Raw genomic sequence first — 19,942 nt, 5'->3', positions numbered from 1 at the left:
TTTTTGAACTAAATAAAGAGCATTCCTTGTCTAATAGGCCTCCCTCCTTTCAATTTTAGACAAAAGCATATCGAGAAAAAAAATGGGTTAGGACTCCCACTCTTTTTTCATTAAGTTTTAATTTTTTCTTTCTTTTCCTACTGGCTGTGTTCCTTCAAATGTCCATTTAAGGGCTAAAGAATCACCTTGGAATTGATTTTGATCTTCTCCGTTATCGACAAATTCAAATTGAACGAAAAGCTTATCTTTGTCACCCTTTTTTAGACCGCCTATTTCTTCAAGATGGTCATGAAATATTCTGTTTTCAACTGCATCAGGTGTCATATTTTGTAAGTCGTATAGAGTTGTTTGAAACACAACTTGATCTTCTGGTAACCATGTTCCTAGAGCAGCCTTATCTTGATTAAATAAGAAATTAACACGGATATGTTTTCCAAGATCATCGGTATTTGCTGGGGCACCATCTTTATTCGTGACGGTATATTCAGTTTTTAAAAGTACCTTAGCTATATCCACAGTACCAGTATTTTTCAGATTGAAACTGCGAGTCATATAGTCTCCAGGTAATAAATTTTTAACACTTACAATCGTCGATGGGTTTACACTAAGATCAAGTGTACCCATTTCAAACGTACTCGTTGCTTCCACTTTAGAATTGAAGAAGGCGTATGTACCCCCACTGATTAGTGCCAATCCTAGCGCACCAGATGCTGCTACCATTCCTAACTTCGTTTTGATCTTCATATTCTTCCTCCTTGTTTCCCCTTTTTGGTAGTTTTTTTATTTGAACTCCACATCGGGACATTCAACCATTTTTTAAACCTAGTGAATAATACTATTACCGAAATTGTTCTTTTTGAAGAACATATTTACAAAAAAAAAAAACAGCTGAATTTAATGTTCTTTTTAAAGAATCTATTAAATTGAGTATAGGACAAAACTATATCATCGAAAAACGGCAAAAATCGCCGTATTTTCTCAATTAAGAACATTTTCTTATCATTCTCTCATTTTCTCTCATGTTTTCTTAATGTTTTGTATTTTAAAAATATTTAAACATTATTTATAGTGGAAATCAAAATAGACATATAGCAATTCTATAAGATATATTTTAACTACCTACTATTTACTAGTAGTACGCTTAGTAAAATAAATTACGAGGGGTTATGTCATGGATCAAATACAAACTTTAATTACAAAGCTTGGCCTTACTCCACATCCCGAGGGCGGTTATTTCAAAAGTACATTTGAATCAGAGGAACGAATCTCCGATCAAGAGCTTAGCGTAAATTTTGTAGAGAAACGAAAACTTTTTACAAGTATTTATTTCCTTTTAAAGTCTGATGAAGTTTCACATTTCCACCGTCTGAAATCAGATGAATTATGGTATTACCACGCAGGAAGTCCTTTAACTGTTCATGTTATTCATGAAAATGGTGAATACGAAGAAATAAAAATCGGAATGAATCTAGAAAATGGAGAAGTTCCCCAATACTTAGTTCCGAAAAACTCAATTTTTGGTTCATCTGTAATGGAGAAAGATACTTTTTCATTAGTTGGCTGCATGGTTTCGCCTGGATTTGAATTTAATGACTTTAAGTTATTTACACAAAATGAGCTGTTGGAGAAATATCCGCAGCATAAGGAAATTATCATGAAATTAGCGTATGAGAAGATCCCGTAATAAGCAAAAAAATGTCCCTGTCTGCATAAAAGCTTCAGGGACATTCCTTTTTTTATCTTTATTTTACCTGTACGACAGAACCATCTAGAACTGACCACCATGGAGTACCAGAGGTGTTATCTGATGTATTATTCAATAAAAACCGAGTGATTAGAGTTTGTACTCTGCCATCGTTCAAGAAAAGTGGGTGCATGGAGAGGTCAGTCCACTTCTTTTTAACTGATAGTGTTAATATATCATCCTTATAAATGGATGCGCTTTCCAGCGGAATCGAACCATCCCCATCGATTCCATCAGAATCGGGAGAATCAAAATTAAAAAAATTTTTTGCCCGGCCATCCGGACTTTGAGGCTGAACAATGACTTTCTTTTTTGTTTTTTCGCCCACTCCGGCAAGAATAAGAAACTTTTTCTTCATCTCTTGCGGAAGGTCTCGTAAATCCAACATCGCTGGATTTTGGCTATCCCAGAATGTTTTCATCTGATTAACCCTATCCAAAAACATTCCCCAGTCATCATCGCCGATATTCGACTGCCAATGATTGGGATTGAATAGATCAACATCGGTCCCGTTTTCAAACACCACTGCATTTTGATAAGTGGGGCACATCTCAAAAACCGAAGGGAACGTTCGTGCAATTTTCCGGAATTCATCATTAGAGTTGAAGAGTGGGAACGGTATTCCTCCTTCCCCTACCGTTAGAGCAATAAGAGCCCTGACAGAACCTTTAAAAGGAACCGTAGCCAATACGGCATGGTCAACTGTTTCATAATTCCCTTGTAACTGCTTCAAAAAACAGCTGAACACCATTGCCCCCATACTATGGGCGACAAAATTGAAAGATTTTACAGAAAGCTTCTGCTTGAGATATTCAATATAGGCAGCTAAGTGAGTGGCAATTTCTGACGATGATTTCCTCCAATCATAGCCAAAAATATAAACCGGTGAGCAGGTTTTATTCTCCAAATTATGAACTACATCGCAATAGGCAGCATCCTCAACATCACTCCGCTCAATGATCGATGTCGGGCTTACTTCAAAACGGCTGTCCTGCTTCAAAGCCAAGTCATAGATTGTTCCATATTTACTTTTAATCAATGACCATATGGTATCAAAATTCAAAGTGTTCGTATTGACTAGCTTTGTTCCTTCGATTCCTGGAATTAGAATAGTAGGTACAGTCAAAATCTGATTCCCCCTCATCGCTATTTTAACCATAGGTGTTTTTACAATGTTGGAAAGCTCTGGTTAATTGTTTTCAATTCGTGTTTGCTTTTTCATTTTCTAATCATAACCTTCTATCTTTATATTAACATTTTGGCCTAAATTTACCTATATTCATATAATCTTAAATGAAGGATGCAAAATTAGTATTTTTTACTTAACAATGAGAATAGATTAGGTAAATATCTGGTATGATAGTTATATATTTACAAACAGGAGGATATTCATGGAATTTCAAATTCACGGAAGCACGATGCAATCTTTACAGCTTCAACTAGAAAAAGGTGAATCGATTTACAGCGAAGCTGGTTCTCTTCTTTCAATGTCACCAACGATTGAACTCGAAACCAATTTTACAGGTGGTATTGGTGGCGTATTTAAAAGAGTCATCACCGGAAACAGTGCTGTTTTAAATCATTTCAAAGCCGTTCATGGGAACGGTCACGTATCGTTCAGCACGCGCATGCCAGGTCACATCGTACCGTTACAAATGGACCATTATCCTTCTGTTCATGTGCAACGACACAGCTTTTTATGTGCTGAAGAATCTGTGTCGCTCAATGTCGTTGGCAATTTGGGTCTAACAGGATTTTTCGGCGGAAATGGGTTGATTTACAACAAATTGGACGGAAATGGATTGGCGTTCATTTCCGTAGACGGAGAAGTAAATGAAATCTATCTAAAATCAGGTGAAACCATATTGGTTCATCCAGGTCATCTCGCTGCATATGATTCACGGGTATCTTTTGAAGTGCAACGACTGAAAGGATTCAAAAACATGTTCCTTGGTGGAGATGGGATCTTTTTGGTGAAATTAACAGGACCAGGTACCATTTGGTTGCATACCTTAAGCTTGCATGGCCTTGTAGAGGTCTTAAAACCTTCTTTGACTTCCGGTTCGAAGTAAATTTTCTCTATTTTGACAGGATGATTGGTGAACTTGAATGGATTAATAAGAAGCATTGGGATATTTAGATTCTAATGCTTTTTTTATTAAGGGGATCAGATCCTCCTAAGTAGCTAGAAATAAATTCCTATTTCCGATTTATTCCAAATAATGTTGTAAGAAAAGAAAAATAGGTCGTAAGTCTCTGAATTTAGGTCGTAAATACAAAAAATATGTCGTTAGTCTTCAGATTAAGAGTGTTATTACCAATTTGCCCCCAAAAATGTAGTAAGGAATCGAAAATTGGTCGTAAGTCTTCCAAATTAGGTCGTAAATGAAAAAAATATGTCGTTAGTCTTCAGAAATAGGGTGTGATACCAATTTATTTGAAATCTGCCTTCATTAGCCAGAACACAAACTTGTTGGCTTTTAGTTTTAGATAAATTAAATAATATAATAGTGAAATAAAACTTCAAATTGCATGTGATATGGAACTGTTTAGAATAATTCCCCACACCAAGATTCATTTTTTCAAATTATTTTTACTAACGGAAAACTCAAGATCATAAGTGAGTCCAGCAACTTCCTTCACGGCAAAAAAGATTTCTTCCTTATATCTATCTTTTAACCATTCAGATTGAAACTCATTTTTGCTATAAACCATAATAGTGTCTTCATCAATATATTTTGCAGAGGTACCAGCAAACCAAGTATCAAATGAAGGTTTTGAGATATTTTGTTGAATTTTTGCCAGAACTTGGTTCCAAAGTTCGAATTCTTTAAAACCCGATTCCCCCCTAATTTCATATAAATTCATTGGTGATTTTCCCAATTGATTTTGATCCTTTATCCACCCTTCAATACTGGTAACCCGGTTTTGTAATTCTTGAATTTCATTACTGATCATTTCTTTTTTAAACTGTTCAGGATAAAACCTCGAGATCATCTTCATTGTTTCATCAATACCAATATCAGAAATAATTGATAACAAAAGATGTTGATTATGCTGTAAATTATTCGAATCGATTTTGTTATTATTAAAATCTGATTTCAAGACATTTTTTTCGTCAATCTTATGAATTGTTTCCTTATCAACGAGTTCTCTGATTGTCTGGATAATAGGATGAAAGTCCGAAAGTTTCTTTCCATATTCGAGATTGAAATGATAGTCAAAATCAGCAGGGTTATCCCCTTGATTGTGCTGGATAATGGTTTCGATTTTATCAATGGCTTTTACTAGTTTTGCTTCATTTGTTTTACCACTATTATATTCCTGCCATAACATGATAAGTTCTTGTTGGAGTACTTTTGGGAGTGCTTCAGTCAGTTTCATTATTCCTTGTTCTTCCTTTTTTAACTTTTCTTGAACATCGACGACAACTTTAGCTGAGATATCCCCATCATATGCCTCCCCAAGATCGTGAACTAAAGACATTCTTAATACTTTATTAAAATCAATATCTTTAAAATAGTCCTCAAGAACCATAGCAAATAGGCTTAAACGCCAGGAATGTTCAGCAACGCTTTCTTGTCTGCCCTCACTCGTCCATGCTGTCCTTGTCACATTTTTTAATCGTTCAACTTCTTTAATAAAGGAAATGAGATTTTTATATTCTTCCATTCTCCACAACACCTTCCCACACTTTTGCAGCATTTTAGTCCATTATAACCATTAATTTATGAAAACACATTTCTATCGACAATATCACCTTGTTGAAGATTATTACCCTCATAAGTAGGCTATAACTTTAACTAACGATTTTCCTATTTTTTTATGCACATAAAAAAGGGGGTGTCCCCTAAAAGTTATACTTTTGGGACACCCTCATTGAGATCAAACAGTTCCGAACACACTAGAATCAAACACGTGCACAGGCATTAACCAATGTCCTCTTCGACTGAGCTATAACCACTTCTGATTTTCATTTCCTACTGGCTTTACTTCAAATGCAACAATATTTTTTGAGCCTTCCCCAATATAACCAATTTCTAATAGCACCCTTAAATACTCTGATAACTCATCCACATCATTTTCGCTTCCAGGATAACCGAAGCGTAGGTGCTGATCGCCATAGGCAGGATCATGTTTATTTTTGATATAACAATTACCGATGTGGGCGTGATTAATATAATCACGGGCAATCGTTAACGCATCCTTACAATTTTCTCTTTGCATTGGAAGATGGCTTAAATCGAGCATGAGGCCAAAAGATAGATCCACCTTTCGAACTTCTTTTGCGACCTCTACCGCTAACCTATTGGAACCTATTAAACATTTTTTATCTGTCTCATCGTCAAAGGTCTCTAAGGAAAGAACTAGATTTCCTTTACTTCTGGCATATTGGCATAATTCAATAATGGAATCCGTTAATAATTGAAGGGCAAGGTCCTCATCCTTTTCTGGTCTTGGACCACTTAAAAAACCTAATTTTCCTGCTCTCAGTTCGTATGCCTGATCAATGGCTCCCTTTACTAGATTAATTGCGGTCTCCCGCTTTTCAGGATCAAAGGAATATTGCTTAGAAGAATCGGCTATGCTCCAAAGCCAATTTTCATCCGACTTGATTCTAAAATAGAGGTAACCTTATTTCTCTCCTTAACATCATTAACTCTAGTAACCTCAATTGCTGAGAAAAAAACATCGGTGGCGATTTTTTGGACAGTTTCGGAAATGGTACCATCACCTTTCATCGCCTCAGGATAAGCCATAAAATGGACAATACCAACCTGCTAAAGGCTACTATTTTGGTAGCCTTCAATAGTTCATTTAACTTCACATGCTTATAGGGACACCACCAAATAATACGACCGGAATCCTTACTTATATGGTCAAGTCTGAAATAGTCTCTACTAAATAATTTAGCTTAATAGAACGATTTAATACAGGATCGTGCATTGTCATACGATATTCCTTTGCGTACTCGAACTTGCCTTTTTTTAATAACATCGTTCCGCAAAAAACAATGGTCCCCGCTGGATGGATGGCATGATGGTGATTAAGTAAATCTTTCATTTTTTCAATTTCCAACAAAAGGGAGGAACTACCCTCTTGATAAATGATCCACTCATTATTCATTTTTACTTCACATAGCAATTGAATAGAATCCCAGTGTTCGATAACCTCACTCAAAGGCCATGCATTATGAGCAACCGGCTTTTGGCATACTTGCTTAAAGTACGGACTCGATTTACTTTCCAGTATTCTGTCAGCATGATCCGAACCAAGAGTAATGAAGAAACCCTCTTCGTTTATAAGAACGGCAAATTCCACTTCTCCAGTTGTGTTGTCCCCTAAAACTTGCATATGGTCATCCTGAGTAATTAGATTACAAGTAAGAGGGCTAATAGATGGATCTGTATTAGAAGGTATAGGGATCCCTTGATCTTCCAATTCAGAAATATGCTGATTCACAAATTCCTTCGTTCGCCCAGTGTTCCCCAGTGAATATGCCCTTTCCACTTGAAAAAAAACAGTTCGATGATTAGGCAACTCGAATGATAGTTTTTGCATGAGACCTCCTTTTGCATTCAGAGAGCATTGATTAGAAACAATGCCCTATTATTTTGGAAGTTCCTTATTTATAACCTCAGTAACCGTAGGTACAAGTTCACTCCAGGCAATTCTGCCTTTTTCTTCACTGGCCTGAGTTGCCTTCCATAGCGTTCCGCTTTTTGCGACGATTTTTTCCGGTATAGGCAATAAATCATACCATGGGCAATCATCTGCACAATCATCTACAGCCCTATCAAATAGGACCAAATCCGGTCTCAAATAAAGCATTAAAGATGTTTCAAAGATTGAGGCATGCTCAATACCCCATCCAGGGAAGCCTTCTGGAAAGATAAAGTTCATTGTTTCTTCTGAAAAAGTCTGGAATGGCAATTCCATTACCATGATCTTTACATCTGGTTTTATAGCCTTAATCTTTTCTGCGGCCAGGAAAGCAGACTCATAGATGAAGTTGGCATTTTCAAAGTGCCAGTTTAATAGCACAATTCGTTTAAAGCCATGACGAATGAATTCATCTATTATATCTTCAACGGTATTCATTAGAGTTTGCCCCTTGATGGAAGTGGTCCCGATAAATGTTTGACCACCACCTGTTGTAGGTCTTGATCGATAACCGTAATTAACAGGGGGAGCAACAATCATATCAAGATTTTCCGCTACTGCCTTTCCCAATTCAAAAGGAAGGACAGAATCTACACATAATGGTAAATGCAAACCATGTTGCTCCGTTGAACCGATCGGTAGTATAATCCCAGCATTTCGTTCAACTGCATCTTTAACTTCAGGCCAAGTAAGGTGAGCCATGTTTCGAGTTCTCATCTTTCATCACATCTCCTAATTTAACAATTTTTCATCTTGCACAATTTTTCGTCAAATATCCTTATGTGCTTGCGTCATTATTAAATTGCTGTTCCACCGTTCGGGCTAATAATCTGCCCTACAAGGAAGGTTCCACCGGGTCCAGCAATGAACTCAATTACTGCCGCAATTTCATCGGGTTCTCCAAAACGTTTTAGAGGGACCGTTTCCCTCGTCTCATCGTTATACTCAATCGTATCGTATTTCAGCATGTCGGTAGCAACTGGTCCAGGGGCGACCGAATTCACAAGGATGCCAAGATGGGCATACTCTTTTGCCAGTGCCTTTGTTAAAGCGATAATTGCACCTTTTGAAGCACAATAGGAAGCATAGGTTGGGAACCCAATCAGTCCCAATTCAGAACTTACATTAATGATTCTTCCGCTTTTTCGTTCCATCATTCCTGGTAAAGCTGTCATGGTGCATGACCAGGTGGAGCCTAGATTGGTGTCGATCATTTTATTAAACTCATGCCATTCAATGGTATGTGCGGGTTTTGATTGAAGAATACCCGCATTATTGACTAAAACATCAATCTTCCCGTAATGTTCTTCTACTTTATTGATAAAATTGACGGCCTCCTCATGGACGCTTAAATCTGCTTGAATCACGATGGCATCACCGCCATTCTCCTTAGCAAGTTCAACAACTTCTACTAATTCTCCACCTGAATTCCGATAATTAAGAGCAAGCAGGTCTCCATTTTTTGCAAATCTTCTGGCGGTTGCCAACCCAATCCCTTTACCTGCTCCGGTTATAACAACGACTCTCTTTTCCATAACTCTTCCCCTTTGCTATTTGGCATCCGTAACGACTTTATCGTTAACCTTGGCGCTATTATTCGTTCTGGAGAAAAATGCGTAACAAATTAATGATGCAGTTGCGAGAATAATTTCGCCTATTAAATACTGTGTCTCTTGGGTTACAAACGCAAACCCCGTGAAAAGAACAACAATAAGACTCGGTAAAGGCCAAAGAGGCATTTTATAAGGCCGCTCGGCAGTCTTATTGTTAATGCGGCTCCAGATACCAGCCAGACCGATGAAAAAGTAAACGACTGTAATAACGGTTCCTGCAAAGATAATGAGCCAATTAAGCTGAGAAACAAAAAGGAATACAATAGATGGAATAAACAGTACCATAACACCCACAGCTGGAACCCGATGCTTATTTAATTTGAATAAAGCTTTATTAAAAGCAGGTGTCCAAATATTGTCACGACCTGTGGCATAGAACACACGGCTGAAGTACATGAACATAGATAATGCTGCATTGAAAAGGGCAATAATAGCACCAATATTTATCAAAGCTCCCGCTTGGGGACCTAGTGCCTGTTTTACAGAGTAGACAATCGGGGCATTCGAACTGAAAAATTTTTCAAGGTCAGGAGCAGCAATCACGCCGGCAATCAACGGTATAATAATCAGAACAGCTGCTAATACCGCGGCCATAATAACGGTTTTGGCCAAGGCTCTTGGACCGCCTTTCATTTCCTCCGAAAAGCCAAGTACAGCGTCATAACCGTTAATAACATTAAAGGCGGGCGCCAAGGTTGCAATCATGATACCAAATGTCACCGGTCCAAGATGGCCATCCTTTAACATAACCGGATGAAAGGTAACATTCATAAAGGATTGGTGCGGATTTATAAACGCAGAGATAATAACCGTAACCAGAACACCTACCTCGACAATAACCATCGTAAAGGTGACCCAAGCACCGAGTTCTACACGCATAATCGCTATAATCATGGCCAGGGTAAGAGTTATCAGAGCTACGACCTGATTGGAGACATGAATTCCCGGGATCAAATCTCTCAAAAAATCTGCTATCCCCAAAGCAAAGCTAGCAGGAAGGATGATCCCTTGGATTAAAAAGTTAAACATGGCAATCCAGGAAAGAGGTTTTGGTAAAACATTGCTTACAAGAGAATACATACCACCTGAAAAAGGATACATCGAAGATAGTTCACCAAGTGTAAAGGCTATCATGACAACAATGACAGCCAGAATCAAATTGGAACCAATCGCGAAAGTTCCTCCAACGCTGAAAACACCTGCTGTTAAGAGTAAAACAGCCATCGTCGGCGACACATCCGCCATAGATAAACCAAGTACATGCCAGCTGTGGAGATTCCTTTTGAGGGTATGCTCATCATTATTTTCATTTTTTAAGCTTTCCTGACTTTCCATCGACATTCTCCTTCTCATAAAACTCAATTTGATAAACCGCATTTATGGACCTAGCATCATCAATTAAGCTATTAAATCAGGATAAATAACTAATTAAAATGTCTTATGATCTTCCATTTAATATGATTGAGGAATAATTCTATGAAGGAAATGATTTTCAAAATTCGATTTATCATAGTCGCTAAGATTTTCAGTTTTTTAAATTTAGTACCTTTTTCTTACAGCATGAAAATGAATGATTTTATCTCTTACTAAAATGTCGGAAAAGATCAATGGTTCTCCCTGTCTGCCGTAGTGAATTTCCTCCAATTTTAGCATTGTCTCATTATTTGCCAATCCCATCCTTTCTTTAAGATCGCGAGTGGCGATCGTTGATCTAATTTCAGTGATCGTTTGGGCAATTGTATTGGTACAGTATAAATCCGCGAGTTCAAAAATGGATTCAGGAATTTCCTCGAATGTCAGCTCTTTGATCAGCTTACTTTTAGGGATGAATTCAGAAGCCAAGATAACAGGTTTCCCATCTCCCAAGAAAAGTCGTTCTAATTGATAAAATTCTTCGTCTTTTTCGAGCCCTAACAAATTAGCAATTTGGGGGCTGTGGGGTATTCGAATGAGCTCCTTATGTGCGATGGAAGGCCGATGTCCGCTCTCTTGTATTAGTTGAAAGAATCCTTTAAATTCATCGATACGCATCTTTACCTGCAGTCCCCCGGTATTCACCACTGTAGTACTACCATGTCGCTTCGTGATCACACCCTCGTTCTCCAGTGCTTGAAGTGCACTACGGATGGTTGCTCTGCTTACTCCAAATTGTTTACAAAGCATTCCTTCAGACGGCAGTCTGCCATCGTCTCCTATTTCTTCCGTTCTAATAGCCTCCAAAAGCAAATTCCTTACAGTAAGGTAGAGTGGTGTTGTATTTACCGAATATTTTTTCATAACAATTCCTCTTCAAATTCTTAATTTCTATTTCTTTTATAAATCATGATTCCTTAGCCAGCTTACATAAGCTTCAAGACCTTCCTTTAAAGAAATCAGGGGAATATAACCAAGGTCAGCTTTAGCAGCACTTATATCAAAAATTCCTTGGTCATCGTATTCAAAGTCTCCTGGGCCTACATCAAATTGGGCATCAGGAATGATCTCTTGCAGTAATGTTAGAACTTCCCCAAAAGTTGGCTGATAACCTCCTGTGATGTTGTATACAGATAAAGCGCTTTCATTTTCTGTAAAACAAGCTGCCACAGAAGCTTTTGCGGCATCGGTTATATAGATTAGCTGGAATTTTTGATCCCTGCCTCGCTCTAATGAGAACGCTTCACCACGAACGGCAGCTCGAATGGCATCACGTATATACTCCTGCATCACTTGACCAGGGCCCCAAACTTGACAAACTCTTAAGGCAATACAAACCAACCCGTAACACTCATTATAGGCTCTAGCCATCATTTCTGTTGCAGCTTTCGTTACACCATAAGGAGTTCGTGGATTTAAGGGGTGGTCTTCAGTAACTAAATCCTTGTGCGTATTGCCATAGGCACATTCAGAACTATAAACAACAACTCTCTTAATACCTGTCAATCTTGCTGCCTCGAGTACACCCATTGTTCCCATGACATTGGCTTCGGCTGTTGCCAAGGGCACTTCAATACCAACATCAGGATGGGATTGACCTGCAGTATGGATAATCCTATCAACTTTAAATATTTGAATCGTCGTTACAAGTCTAGCGACATCATACAATTCGCCAACCACATAACTATGTTTCGGGTTGTCTGAAGGTAAACATACGTCCCGATTATAATTCACAACAGAATGCCCTTCATTTAAGAGTTCTTGAACGATATACCTGCCCAGGTAACCTTTCCCACCAGTCACTAAAATGTTCATGGTACTTTTTCCTCCTAATTTTAAGTTTCAAAACGGCGATGTGACTTCCGAAAACCTCCTTCCAAAAGTCCTCAACTCATCTAGAAAGCAACTTATCAGACAAGTTGCACATTTATCTTATCATCATAAAATAACCATTGCAATCATTTTCTAAATCTTCCAAATAATCTGTTAATAAGTCGAAATATGTTACTAATGCTGACTGTCCTCACTTTATTCGAATATAATTTTTTACTATAGCTTCAGTCGTGAGGTATTAAATAGATGACTCTTGTCAGAATAAAAAGTGGTTGGAAATAGGCAATGATAGACATAACTAAACTATAAAAGAGAATAAAAAAAGTTGATTAACCACAAATAGTAGGTAACCAACTTTTTAGTTAATCATGGATAAGATACAATAATCTTAAGCTGTAATCAGTATTAACTCCCCTTTTAGCCAAAACTAATTGGACTTACTTGGATGACTTCTTTTTTATTTTACTTTCTACTTTCTTTACATTCTCCGCAACTCTAAATGTAACAATCTTACTTATTAATTCATAAGGAATCGGCTTATCTAATGGAAATTGCACTGAACCTTTTCCTCCTTTATATTCCGATAATTCCTTTTTAAAAGCATTGATTCCACTAGAAGTGGGAAAAAATCCGATATGATTTTTAAAGGCAGCGAAATACACCAGAGTCCCATTTAAAACAAAAGCAGGCATTTGATAACTGATCTTCTCTTTTGCATCCGGCGCTGCTTCTTTAATCACTTTTCTTATCGTTTTTAGGATCTCCTGCACCTCAATTGGAAATTGTAAAATGTATTCATCAATTGTTTTAAACGAAATTCTGTTTTCTTCCATGATTTCTCCATTCAAAAAAATCAAGCTTGATTTTTTTCTACCTGTTTTATTTCATATTACAAAAATTTGCATCATGAAAAATTGTCAATCCTTCACCAATCCGCCTCTAAGTTTATTAACACCAAATTCTAAATATCCCTTTAAACAGGACAACATAAAAACCCAACCTTCTTTATTATCAAGCAATTGACTTAAGAGCTCGTCATCATTTTCACTAAAACCTTCTTCATTCACTTCAATAATTGTACTCGTATTATCCAACTCATTTAGTGTAATAGTAACAATATTGCCTTCTCCATTTGCACCCCATCGGAACACTATTTTCTTATTTGCCTCAATTTCGATTACTTCTATATCCAGTTGTGCATTGTATTCATCATATTTCACAGTAATGGTCTTCCCTTGCTCCCATCTCTCAGAGCTTGAAGAAAACCAGAAGTTCCCTATTTTTGCAGGATCAACAAATGCTTCAAATACTTCATTAGCTGGCTTAAATATTTTGAATTTTGTTAGGTTGTTCATGTCCTATATCATTCCTTTTTAGATTTATCTATTTATATTTTCTCTTAATTTATTTTTTCAAACCCTGACTTCAGAACCAATTTCTATCATTTCTTTTAAAAAGGGCTCGGTTAAATTTGATTGTTGTTATTAAAAAAATCTCAAATATCTATTTTTTAAAAATAGTTACATTTTCAATACGAATGGAATCAACTTCACCACAATTTAAGCAAAATGTATAGATTTTATTAGAGCCTTTAAGTGACATTTTATTTGGTTTTACAGGCATATAGTCTGTTGCATCAGTGAACTCAACACTCCCACATTTAGTGCATTTTTTATTTTCCATATACAATACCTCCGTTAATAAGTTTATAAATCTATATTAATTTAGAAAGAGAATTCGACAAAATTCTATTTTTCCCCTCTAAAGATAGTGAAACTTTGATAAATTGTTGGTAAATATAATGGGGAATATAAAACCGACTTATTGCATAACAAAGGCATAAAATATTTCTCCAATTCATGTTATGTAAATTTTTATAAACTATATAAATAGTCGATGTTTCTATTTTTATCTTAGCTTCTGAATTTAAAGGTGTTATAATAATTCATCACGAGTTTACATAATATTATTATCTTAAACCATATTACTTATTACTAAAATCCAAACCACATAACTATATTAGCTCCATGTCATTCATAACCACATCGTAGGATGGAAGGATTACTTCTTTCCTCTCGATTTCTTCAAATGCAAACAAACAAGATGTTTGACAGCAATCAATTATATCTGCAAAGTGTGGTTTCATTATGGATGAAATGAATTGTTTCTTTTTCTTTCACATCGGTTATAATAGGATTAAGCAAATCATATTATAAAAAAGACCGAACATGCAGCAACATGTCCGGTCCAGCAATAGACGGCTCCCTCTAAGGGGGTCGGCTATATGGGTAGAATAATCCACCTGAGCCTTCTAACTCAAGGGTGGATTATTTTTTATGGTTATGAAATGACAGAATCGCAATGACTAGACTGGCAAAAGATATTGCAAGCATCAAAGCTTGAAAAACTGTCATACAGCATCACCCCCTTTCTGTTTGGGAGTGTGCCGACCACCCTTGAAAAATCCTATTCTATTGCACTTAAAGTATACCATTTACATGTCTATAAAGGAACAAACGTTCGAAAGGGAAATTGACTTTTATTTTTTAAGAGCCCCCACCAACTTCCCATAAATCTCCTTCCAAGAATCCTCTAAATTAAATGTCAACACTTCCATCGTCATTCACTAATCTGTAAATAGGAGCATTAGAGAACATATTTTGCGATTAATTCATATCCATAAATAATATTTCGCCTAGTTTAAGGCGGAGTTTTTCTTCCTCTCCACTCCCTGTTGTTTTCATCCTTATAATAGGAATATTGTATTTACGTAAAATTTAATCTTTCATTTTATCACGATTTAGCTGTACCGGATTGTATGCATCATAGGCATCACACAGAAAATATTGACTTCCTTAAAAAATCATCTAAGGAGAGTGGATCTGTGATAAATTAAAAGAATAAAAGTTTCCATACATTTATAATTCTGAGGCATGTAAGAATTCGAAGTGGAATTATGTTACAACAAAACGAGAAATTTAGGGATGGTGATAGATCCTTGCAAAAAGCAGTTATTATCGGAGGCGGTATTTCTGGAAAATTAGCAGCAAGAGTGCTGTCTGATTATTTCCAAGAGGTCATCATTTTGGAACGTGATCAGGAACCAATTGGACCGTATCCAAGAAAAGGAACACCGCAAGGCGAGCATTTACATGCGCTCCTCTTTGCTGGTTCGGATGGTTTGGAAGCACTTTTTCCAGGTATCACAGAACAGTTCCACTCAAGTGGGGCAATCAAAATAAATTCTACCCAAGACCTTGCTTGGTTTCACCATGGGGTTTGGAAACTTCGCTTTGATGGCGGTGACAGCTCGACGCTTCAAACACGCCCACACCTAGAATGGCATATCGAGCAATATTTAAAAAGAATCCGAAACGTAACCATTCAGTACAACCATCACGTTCAAAACTATGTTTTCGATAAAGAAAAAAATCGAGTAATTGGAGTCAAAGCAAAAGATAAGAGCGGTTCTATAAAAACCTTACATGCCGACCTCATTGTCGATGGAAGCGGTGTAAGCAGTCTCACTTCTAATTGGTTAAACCAACAAGGAATACATATCCCCGAAGAAAAGGTTAAAATTGGGCTGAGTTACATTAGTAAATTCTTTCAGCTACCTGAAAACCATGAAAGGGATTGGGCTATTAAACTAGTATATCCTAATCCTCCGCATGAAAAAATTGGTGGAACCCTTTCAAAGGTTGAAGGAAATCGTTATATTGTGACGATCATTGGATATCATAACGAAATACACGAAAAAGAGGTATTAAAAACAGAGAACGGCTTTATAGAACTTACAAAAAGGCTGCCAAAACCAGACATCTATCAAGAAATAAAAGATGCCACCGCTTTATCTGACACTTCTGTCTACCATGTTCCGCATATTATTTGGAGGAGATTTGATAAGATAAAGAATCTGCCTGAAGGGCTCTTACTAATTGGTGACACTATATGTAGAATTGATCCCGTTTTTGGTCAAGGCATGAGTATTGCAGTCTTAGAAGCACAAGAATTAAAAAAACTGTTACATCAAAATCAAACCCAGCAAAAAATAACTGCAACCTTTCATAAACACGCAGCAAAAATCATTTCTCCCATTTGGAATATGGTGCTTACGGAGGATTTTCGTTATCCTGAAACAATTGGGAAAAAACCAGATGCTCTTTCCTTCCAGCAATGGTACGCAAAAAACATCTTTCTTTTGTCATCGGAAAATCAAGAGGTCTTTCATTCTTTTATTAAAGTAATGAACCTAATTAAACCTACTACCATACTAATGCGTCCGAAAATCATTAAAAGTGTTTTGAAGCGGGCCTTTTCTAGATAGCTGATAAAAGGTGAACTAAGAGAGAAATAGGTTTATTTTAAACCCAGCCTTCACTTGATCAGCCTGATAATGGTCCGCAAGTAAACTAATCATCATCGTTGTATTGTTAATCGGGGGAAGATAGTCCCGTTCCATCTGGTAAACGGACATTCCTCCCCATACCAAAATGAGTAAAATGGATATAACGACTAAAATGGAACGTTTCATTACAGCTTCTATCCATGTTTACATCATGGGCAGGCACTCCCTTCTCGTTCATTCAAGAAAAAACTGGCGACCGTAAAAAGAATCGCCAGTCCTTGATATGTTATTGTTTTTTCTGTTCAGGGTATGGTTGATCTCCTTTTGTTGCTTTCCACAATATTTTGTTTAATTCATCGGATGGAGCAGCATCTGGCTGACTGAAGTCCATTTTTTGAGACACTTGAGCCATTGGTGCGTTTTGCCCGTTCTTGGCATCCAACGGATACGTTGGTTCAACAACTGTATAATGGTCAGTGTTCGGCTTATGGCTGAAGGCATTCTGCATGGGAGTCGCTGCTGCATCAAACTGAGACATCGGCTTCATCCCTAAGATCATCTCGATTGTCTTAACCATAGCGGCTGTATCATATAATGTGCTGTCTACTGCTCCAGTCTGTGTATAAGGGCTAATCACTAACGTTTCAGTACGATGCGCATCCACATGATCCTGTCCACCTTGTGCATCATCCTCTGTAACAAAGATCGCCGTGTCCTTCCAATATTTTGAGTGACTAACCGTGTCAACAAGCTGACCAAGCGCATAATCATTGTCGGCCACCTCCGCCTGCGGTGTAGGCGCACCAATTATGGTTCCCTGGGTATGATCGTTACCTAGATGCATGATTTCAAGTTGCGGTAAATTGTCTTTTTGTTCAAATTGCTTGAACTCCTTTTCCCATTCTTTCACTCGATCTACATCCTGAATATTAAAATTAAAGGCTGGGTAATTAGGGTCATAATTATTTCCAATGCTGGGGTCTACAGGCGTAGATAAGCCTGTCTTGCTATTATAGTTCTCATATTCACCGTAAACACGGAAAGAAACACCGGCCTTGCTGGCATTGTTCCAAATGTGCCCCTCTTCGGAGTAATTGGCAGGGTTATTGGTATAAACATCATAACCGCGGCTTCTACCGTAAGCAGCCAACCAGTTCTTTTCAATGTAGTCATTGGCCTTAGCTGCCGTAATCCATTTGTGCCCGGTTATGCTAACCTCAGCATCCGCATAGAAGTTATCAAACGTTACAAATTGATTAGCCAGCTTATGAAGGTTGGGAGTAATCTCTTTTCCGAACATGGTCAAGCTTGGATCTCCATTCCCTTTTCCCAGATCCCCAAATACTTGGTCATACGTACGGTTTTCCTTCACTACATAAATGACATGCTTAATCGGAGAATGCCCAGACACGCTTTTTGGAATCGGAAAGTCCTTATCGGAGTCTCTGCTTAACAATCCACCTTGTTTAGCCTCCTTCGTATGATTGTTTTCCTTTACTTGTTTTGTATATTTTTCTAATTGATTTTGATCCGGAACATCAATGAAGGATAACGATCCCTGAATCATGCTGCCAATGTTCTGCATCTGTGTATTTGGGCCTGCACCGAGTCCTTTTGCATTAAGAATAGTGAGCTGTTTCCCATCTTCACTTACTTGAACGCCGGTGGGATACCAGGCTGTAGGAATAAGGCCCTTTACTTTTCCGATTTTGAGATCTATCACGGCAATGTCATTATTACCCGCATTTGCCACATAGAGTGTTTGTCCATCAGGACTTACTGTTAACGCATCCGGCTGAGTTCCGGTTGGCGCCCCCTGATACGGAGCAAGTGAAATTGTTTGGACAACATGCTGTGTAGTAGGATCAACGACAGAAATTTCATCACTATCCGAGTTCGTTACATAAATAAAGCCAGTAATAGGGTTTTCTGCTATTGCATTGGGATGTAAACCAACAGGGAGAGTATTTTTTAACGATAGATCTTTTGCATTTAGGACGCTAACACTACTTTCTCCCCAGTTACTCACGTACAGCGTATTTTGGTCGTGGCTAAGGAATGCCATGTAAGGATTTTTTCCGACTGAAGTCGTTTTGCTGATCTGGCCAGAGGCAATGTCAATGCAAGACACAGAGTTATCCAGGTTGTTAGCCACATATAGTGATTTTCCGTCAGCAGAAACGGATATACCGGCAGGATAAAAATTTTTACCGCTCATCCTAATAGGAGCCTGTTCTGTTAGCGTGCCATTTTCAAATTGATAGACGCGAATTTTGTTGTTGTCACCAGCGGAGACGTACAGCGTCTTTCCATCCGGGCTAAAAGCTGAACCAAAATAAAGAGCCTCTGGAGATTGATAAGATAGCGTTTGAACGATTTTATGTTGTTTTAGATCGACTACCTGCAGCGATTGAGTTCCTTCGCCGGCATTGGTAACCACCTGATATTGATGATCGGGCGAAACGGCGCTTCCCATTGGAAAGTCACCTAATGTAATTTGGCTTCCTGCAGGTTTAAGAAACCAGCCATCAGATGCTACTCCTGTTCCGTTGTTTTGTGGGCCTACAACCACATTATAGGCAGCATAAGCTGAACCTGATCCCAAAACTAATGCGGCAAGGGCGGCTGTTGCAATTTTTTTACTTACTTTCCCAATCTTCATCGTGGTTTCTCCTCCTAAAATAGTGAGTACTTTTTAAGCTGTAACTGGCTAGGTTTCTTTTGTTCACTTTTCCATCACTTCACTCTATTATTTACTAGTTCATAGAGTTCTAAGATATTGATTTTCCCGTTCGTTCATTCATTGTCCCTTTGATTGTATGACCCCCTCCTACTTGTGAAAAACTTATAAATATCAATACTCTTTACATACAATACAATTCTTCTTATGCTAATCTCCTAATTGCTTTGTATGCAACTAGTATACAATTTGTTTTTGAACAACCTATTAATTCCATGTAAAGACTATGTAAATCTGATTTTCTTGTAAAACGAAAGGAAGGGTACATCCCATGTCATCTCCATCGCTCGTAGAAATTGCTTATTCAAAGATTCGAGACTTGATCATATCAGTTGAATAGATGCCGGGCCAATTACTATAGGAGAATGAAATAGCCAAAGAACTTGAGATGAGCCGAACTCCAATACGTACTGCCTTCTCTCGGTTAAGAAGTTCTCAATTTGAATAAGCCCCTAATTCATTCTTGCTGAGCATAAATTTCGAGATAAAATGACCTGGTTTGGAAAAAACTCAGTATAACTAAACTCGAAGCTGGGATTACTGACCGATTTGGTACAACAGAATATTTTATACAGCAAAATTATAAT

Annotated in this window: 21 protein-coding genes; 3 read left to right on the top strand and 18 right to left on the bottom strand. The window is 37.6% G+C overall.

Annotated features, from left to right (window positions below; translation table 11 throughout):
• Window positions 1–117 precede the first annotated feature (117 nt).
• A complete protein-coding gene (locus BN1082_RS14745) occupies window positions 118–744 on the bottom strand; it encodes a TasA family protein (RefSeq protein ID WP_090635354.1) in 627 nt (208 codons plus the stop codon).
• Between the two features lie 427 nt (window positions 745–1,171).
• Here BN1082_RS14745 and BN1082_RS14740 point away from each other — a divergent pair, with 427 nt between their 5' ends.
• Window positions 1,172–1,684 (top strand): cupin domain-containing protein, encoded by a 513-nt coding sequence (locus BN1082_RS14740; protein ID WP_090635353.1) that lies wholly within the window; start codon window positions 1,172–1,174, stop codon window positions 1,682–1,684.
• 58 nt (window positions 1,685–1,742) lie between these two features.
• Here BN1082_RS14740 and BN1082_RS14735 read toward each other — a convergent pair whose 3' ends face one another.
• On the bottom strand, window positions 1,743–2,870 hold the full coding sequence (locus BN1082_RS14735) for a lipase/acyltransferase domain-containing protein (RefSeq protein WP_176699814.1): 1,128 nt from the start codon (window positions 2,868–2,870) through the stop codon (window positions 1,743–1,745).
• A 265-nt stretch (window positions 2,871–3,135) separates the two neighbouring features.
• Here BN1082_RS14735 and BN1082_RS14730 point away from each other — a divergent pair, with 265 nt between their 5' ends.
• Complete coding sequence (locus BN1082_RS14730) at window positions 3,136–3,816, top strand: TIGR00266 family protein (protein ID WP_090635351.1); 681 nt, start codon at window positions 3,136–3,138, stop codon at window positions 3,814–3,816.
• 502 nt (window positions 3,817–4,318) lie between these two features.
• On the opposite strand, the gene BN1082_RS14725 is transcribed toward BN1082_RS14730, so the two are convergent.
• From BN1082_RS14725 to BN1082_RS28910, 14 genes are all read right to left on the bottom strand, one after another.
• Window positions 4,319–5,416: an HD domain-containing protein gene (locus BN1082_RS14725; RefSeq protein ID WP_090635350.1), complete on the bottom strand. Its 1,098-nt coding sequence runs from the start codon at window positions 5,414–5,416 to the stop codon at window positions 4,319–4,321.
• 282 nt (window positions 5,417–5,698) lie between these two features.
• Complete coding sequence (locus BN1082_RS14720) at window positions 5,699–6,256, bottom strand: sugar phosphate isomerase/epimerase family protein (RefSeq protein WP_245640473.1); 558 nt, start codon at window positions 6,254–6,256, stop codon at window positions 5,699–5,701.
• Window positions 6,257–6,327: 71 nt separating this feature from the next.
• Complete coding sequence (locus BN1082_RS28235; protein WP_245640444.1) at window positions 6,328–6,504, bottom strand: hypothetical protein; 177 nt, start codon at window positions 6,502–6,504, stop codon at window positions 6,328–6,330.
• A gap of 112 nt (window positions 6,505–6,616) precedes the next feature.
• Window positions 6,617–7,306 carry a DUF2848 family protein gene (locus BN1082_RS14715; RefSeq protein WP_090635349.1) on the bottom strand — a complete coding sequence of 230 codons (690 nt, stop codon included), beginning with the start codon at window positions 7,304–7,306 and terminating at the stop codon, window positions 6,617–6,619.
• Between the two features lie 48 nt (window positions 7,307–7,354).
• The gene (locus BN1082_RS14710) at window positions 7,355–8,125 is read right to left on the bottom strand and encodes a creatininase (protein WP_090635348.1); all 771 of its coding nucleotides are present in this window, start codon (window positions 8,123–8,125) and stop codon (window positions 7,355–7,357) included.
• 80 nt (window positions 8,126–8,205) lie between these two features.
• On the bottom strand, window positions 8,206–8,943 hold the full coding sequence (locus tag BN1082_RS14705) for an SDR family NAD(P)-dependent oxidoreductase (protein ID WP_090635347.1): 738 nt from the start codon (window positions 8,941–8,943) through the stop codon (window positions 8,206–8,208).
• A gap of 15 nt (window positions 8,944–8,958) precedes the next feature.
• Entirely contained in the window at window positions 8,959–10,356 is a 1,398-nt protein-coding gene (locus BN1082_RS14700; RefSeq protein WP_176699813.1) for an APC family permease, read from the bottom strand.
• A 204-nt stretch (window positions 10,357–10,560) separates the two neighbouring features.
• Window positions 10,561–11,298 carry a GntR family transcriptional regulator gene (locus BN1082_RS14695; protein ID WP_090635345.1) on the bottom strand — a complete coding sequence of 246 codons (738 nt, stop codon included), beginning with the start codon at window positions 11,296–11,298 and terminating at the stop codon, window positions 10,561–10,563.
• Window positions 11,299–11,334: 36 nt separating this feature from the next.
• Window positions 11,335–12,249, bottom strand: a complete 915-nt coding sequence (locus BN1082_RS14690) for an NAD-dependent epimerase/dehydratase family protein (RefSeq protein ID WP_090635344.1) — start codon at window positions 12,247–12,249, stop codon at window positions 11,335–11,337.
• A gap of 455 nt (window positions 12,250–12,704) precedes the next feature.
• The gene (locus BN1082_RS14685) at window positions 12,705–13,100 is read right to left on the bottom strand and encodes an iron chaperone (RefSeq protein ID WP_090635343.1); all 396 of its coding nucleotides are present in this window, start codon (window positions 13,098–13,100) and stop codon (window positions 12,705–12,707) included.
• 84 nt (window positions 13,101–13,184) lie between these two features.
• Complete coding sequence (locus tag BN1082_RS14680; RefSeq protein WP_090635342.1) at window positions 13,185–13,622, bottom strand: SRPBCC family protein; 438 nt, start codon at window positions 13,620–13,622, stop codon at window positions 13,185–13,187.
• Window positions 13,623–13,770: 148 nt separating this feature from the next.
• Window positions 13,771–13,950, bottom strand: a complete 180-nt coding sequence (locus BN1082_RS14675; protein ID WP_090635341.1) for a hypothetical protein — start codon at window positions 13,948–13,950, stop codon at window positions 13,771–13,773.
• Window positions 13,951–14,281: 331 nt separating this feature from the next.
• A complete protein-coding gene (locus BN1082_RS28570; RefSeq protein ID WP_281177017.1) occupies window positions 14,282–14,413 on the bottom strand; it encodes a hypothetical protein in 132 nt (43 codons plus the stop codon).
• A 181-nt stretch (window positions 14,414–14,594) separates the two neighbouring features.
• Window positions 14,595–14,681, bottom strand: a complete 87-nt coding sequence (locus BN1082_RS28910; protein WP_396953995.1) for a putative holin-like toxin — start codon at window positions 14,679–14,681, stop codon at window positions 14,595–14,597.
• Between the two features lie 542 nt (window positions 14,682–15,223).
• Between BN1082_RS28910 and BN1082_RS14670 the strand changes: the two genes are divergently transcribed.
• Entirely contained in the window at window positions 15,224–16,594 is a 1,371-nt protein-coding gene (locus BN1082_RS14670) for an FAD-dependent oxidoreductase (RefSeq protein WP_090635340.1), read from the top strand.
• 15 nt (window positions 16,595–16,609) lie between these two features.
• Here the strand turns inward: BN1082_RS14670 and BN1082_RS27025 are convergent, their stop codons facing one another.
• The gene (locus BN1082_RS27025) at window positions 16,610–16,801 is read right to left on the bottom strand and encodes an efflux RND transporter permease subunit (RefSeq protein ID WP_141650869.1); all 192 of its coding nucleotides are present in this window, start codon (window positions 16,799–16,801) and stop codon (window positions 16,610–16,612) included.
• Between the two features lie 100 nt (window positions 16,802–16,901).
• On the bottom strand, window positions 16,902–19,277 hold the full coding sequence (locus tag BN1082_RS14665; RefSeq protein ID WP_090635339.1) for a bifunctional YncE family protein/alkaline phosphatase family protein: 2,376 nt from the start codon (window positions 19,275–19,277) through the stop codon (window positions 16,902–16,904).
• Between the last annotated feature and the right edge of the window lie 665 nt (window positions 19,278–19,942).

Source organism: Neobacillus massiliamazoniensis, assembly GCF_001048695.1.
GTDB lineage: Bacteria > Bacillota > Bacilli > Bacillales > Cytobacillaceae > Neobacillus > Neobacillus massiliamazoniensis.
This window is presented reverse-complemented; position numbering and strand designations above follow the sequence as displayed.

Coding starts and splice junctions, on each gene's coding strand:
- BN1082_RS14745 (WP_090635354.1), bottom strand. CDS start 744: ATGAAGATCAAAACGAAGTTAGGAATGGTAGCAGCATCTGGTGCGCTA.
- BN1082_RS14740 (WP_090635353.1), top strand. CDS start 1,172: ATGGATCAAATACAAACTTTAATTACAAAGCTTGGCCTTACTCCACAT.
- BN1082_RS14730 (WP_090635351.1), top strand. CDS start 3,136: ATGGAATTTCAAATTCACGGAAGCACGATGCAATCTTTACAGCTTCAA.
- BN1082_RS14725 (WP_090635350.1), bottom strand. CDS start 5,416: ATGGAAGAATATAAAAATCTCATTTCCTTTATTAAAGAAGTTGAACGA.
- BN1082_RS28235 (WP_245640444.1), bottom strand. CDS start 6,504: ATGGCTTATCCTGAGGCGATGAAAGGTGATGGTACCATTTCCGAAACT.
- BN1082_RS14715 (WP_090635349.1), bottom strand. CDS start 7,306: ATGCAAAAACTATCATTCGAGTTGCCTAATCATCGAACTGTTTTTTTT.
- BN1082_RS14710 (WP_090635348.1), bottom strand. CDS start 8,125: ATGAGAACTCGAAACATGGCTCACCTTACTTGGCCTGAAGTTAAAGAT.
- BN1082_RS14705 (WP_090635347.1), bottom strand. CDS start 8,943: ATGGAAAAGAGAGTCGTTGTTATAACCGGAGCAGGTAAAGGGATTGGG.
- BN1082_RS14700 (WP_176699813.1), bottom strand. CDS start 10,356: ATGGAAAGTCAGGAAAGCTTAAAAAATGAAAATAATGATGAGCATACC.
- BN1082_RS14695 (WP_090635345.1), bottom strand. CDS start 11,298: ATGAAAAAATATTCGGTAAATACAACACCACTCTACCTTACTGTAAGG.
- BN1082_RS14690 (WP_090635344.1), bottom strand. CDS start 12,249: ATGAACATTTTAGTGACTGGTGGGAAAGGTTACCTGGGCAGGTATATC.
- BN1082_RS14685 (WP_090635343.1), bottom strand. CDS start 13,100: ATGGAAGAAAACAGAATTTCGTTTAAAACAATTGATGAATACATTTTA.
- BN1082_RS14680 (WP_090635342.1), bottom strand. CDS start 13,622: ATGAACAACCTAACAAAATTCAAAATATTTAAGCCAGCTAATGAAGTA.
- BN1082_RS14675 (WP_090635341.1), bottom strand. CDS start 13,950: ATGGAAAATAAAAAATGCACTAAATGTGGGAGTGTTGAGTTCACTGAT.
- BN1082_RS28570 (WP_281177017.1), bottom strand. CDS start 14,413: ATGAAACCACACTTTGCAGATATAATTGATTGCTGTCAAACATCTTGT.
- BN1082_RS28910 (WP_396953995.1), bottom strand. CDS start 14,681: ATGACAGTTTTTCAAGCTTTGATGCTTGCAATATCTTTTGCCAGTCTA.
- BN1082_RS14670 (WP_090635340.1), top strand. CDS start 15,224: ATGTTACAACAAAACGAGAAATTTAGGGATGGTGATAGATCCTTGCAA.
- BN1082_RS27025 (WP_141650869.1), bottom strand. CDS start 16,801: ATGAAACGTTCCATTTTAGTCGTTATATCCATTTTACTCATTTTGGTA.
- BN1082_RS14665 (WP_090635339.1), bottom strand. CDS start 19,277: ATGAAGATTGGGAAAGTAAGTAAAAAAATTGCAACAGCCGCCCTTGCC.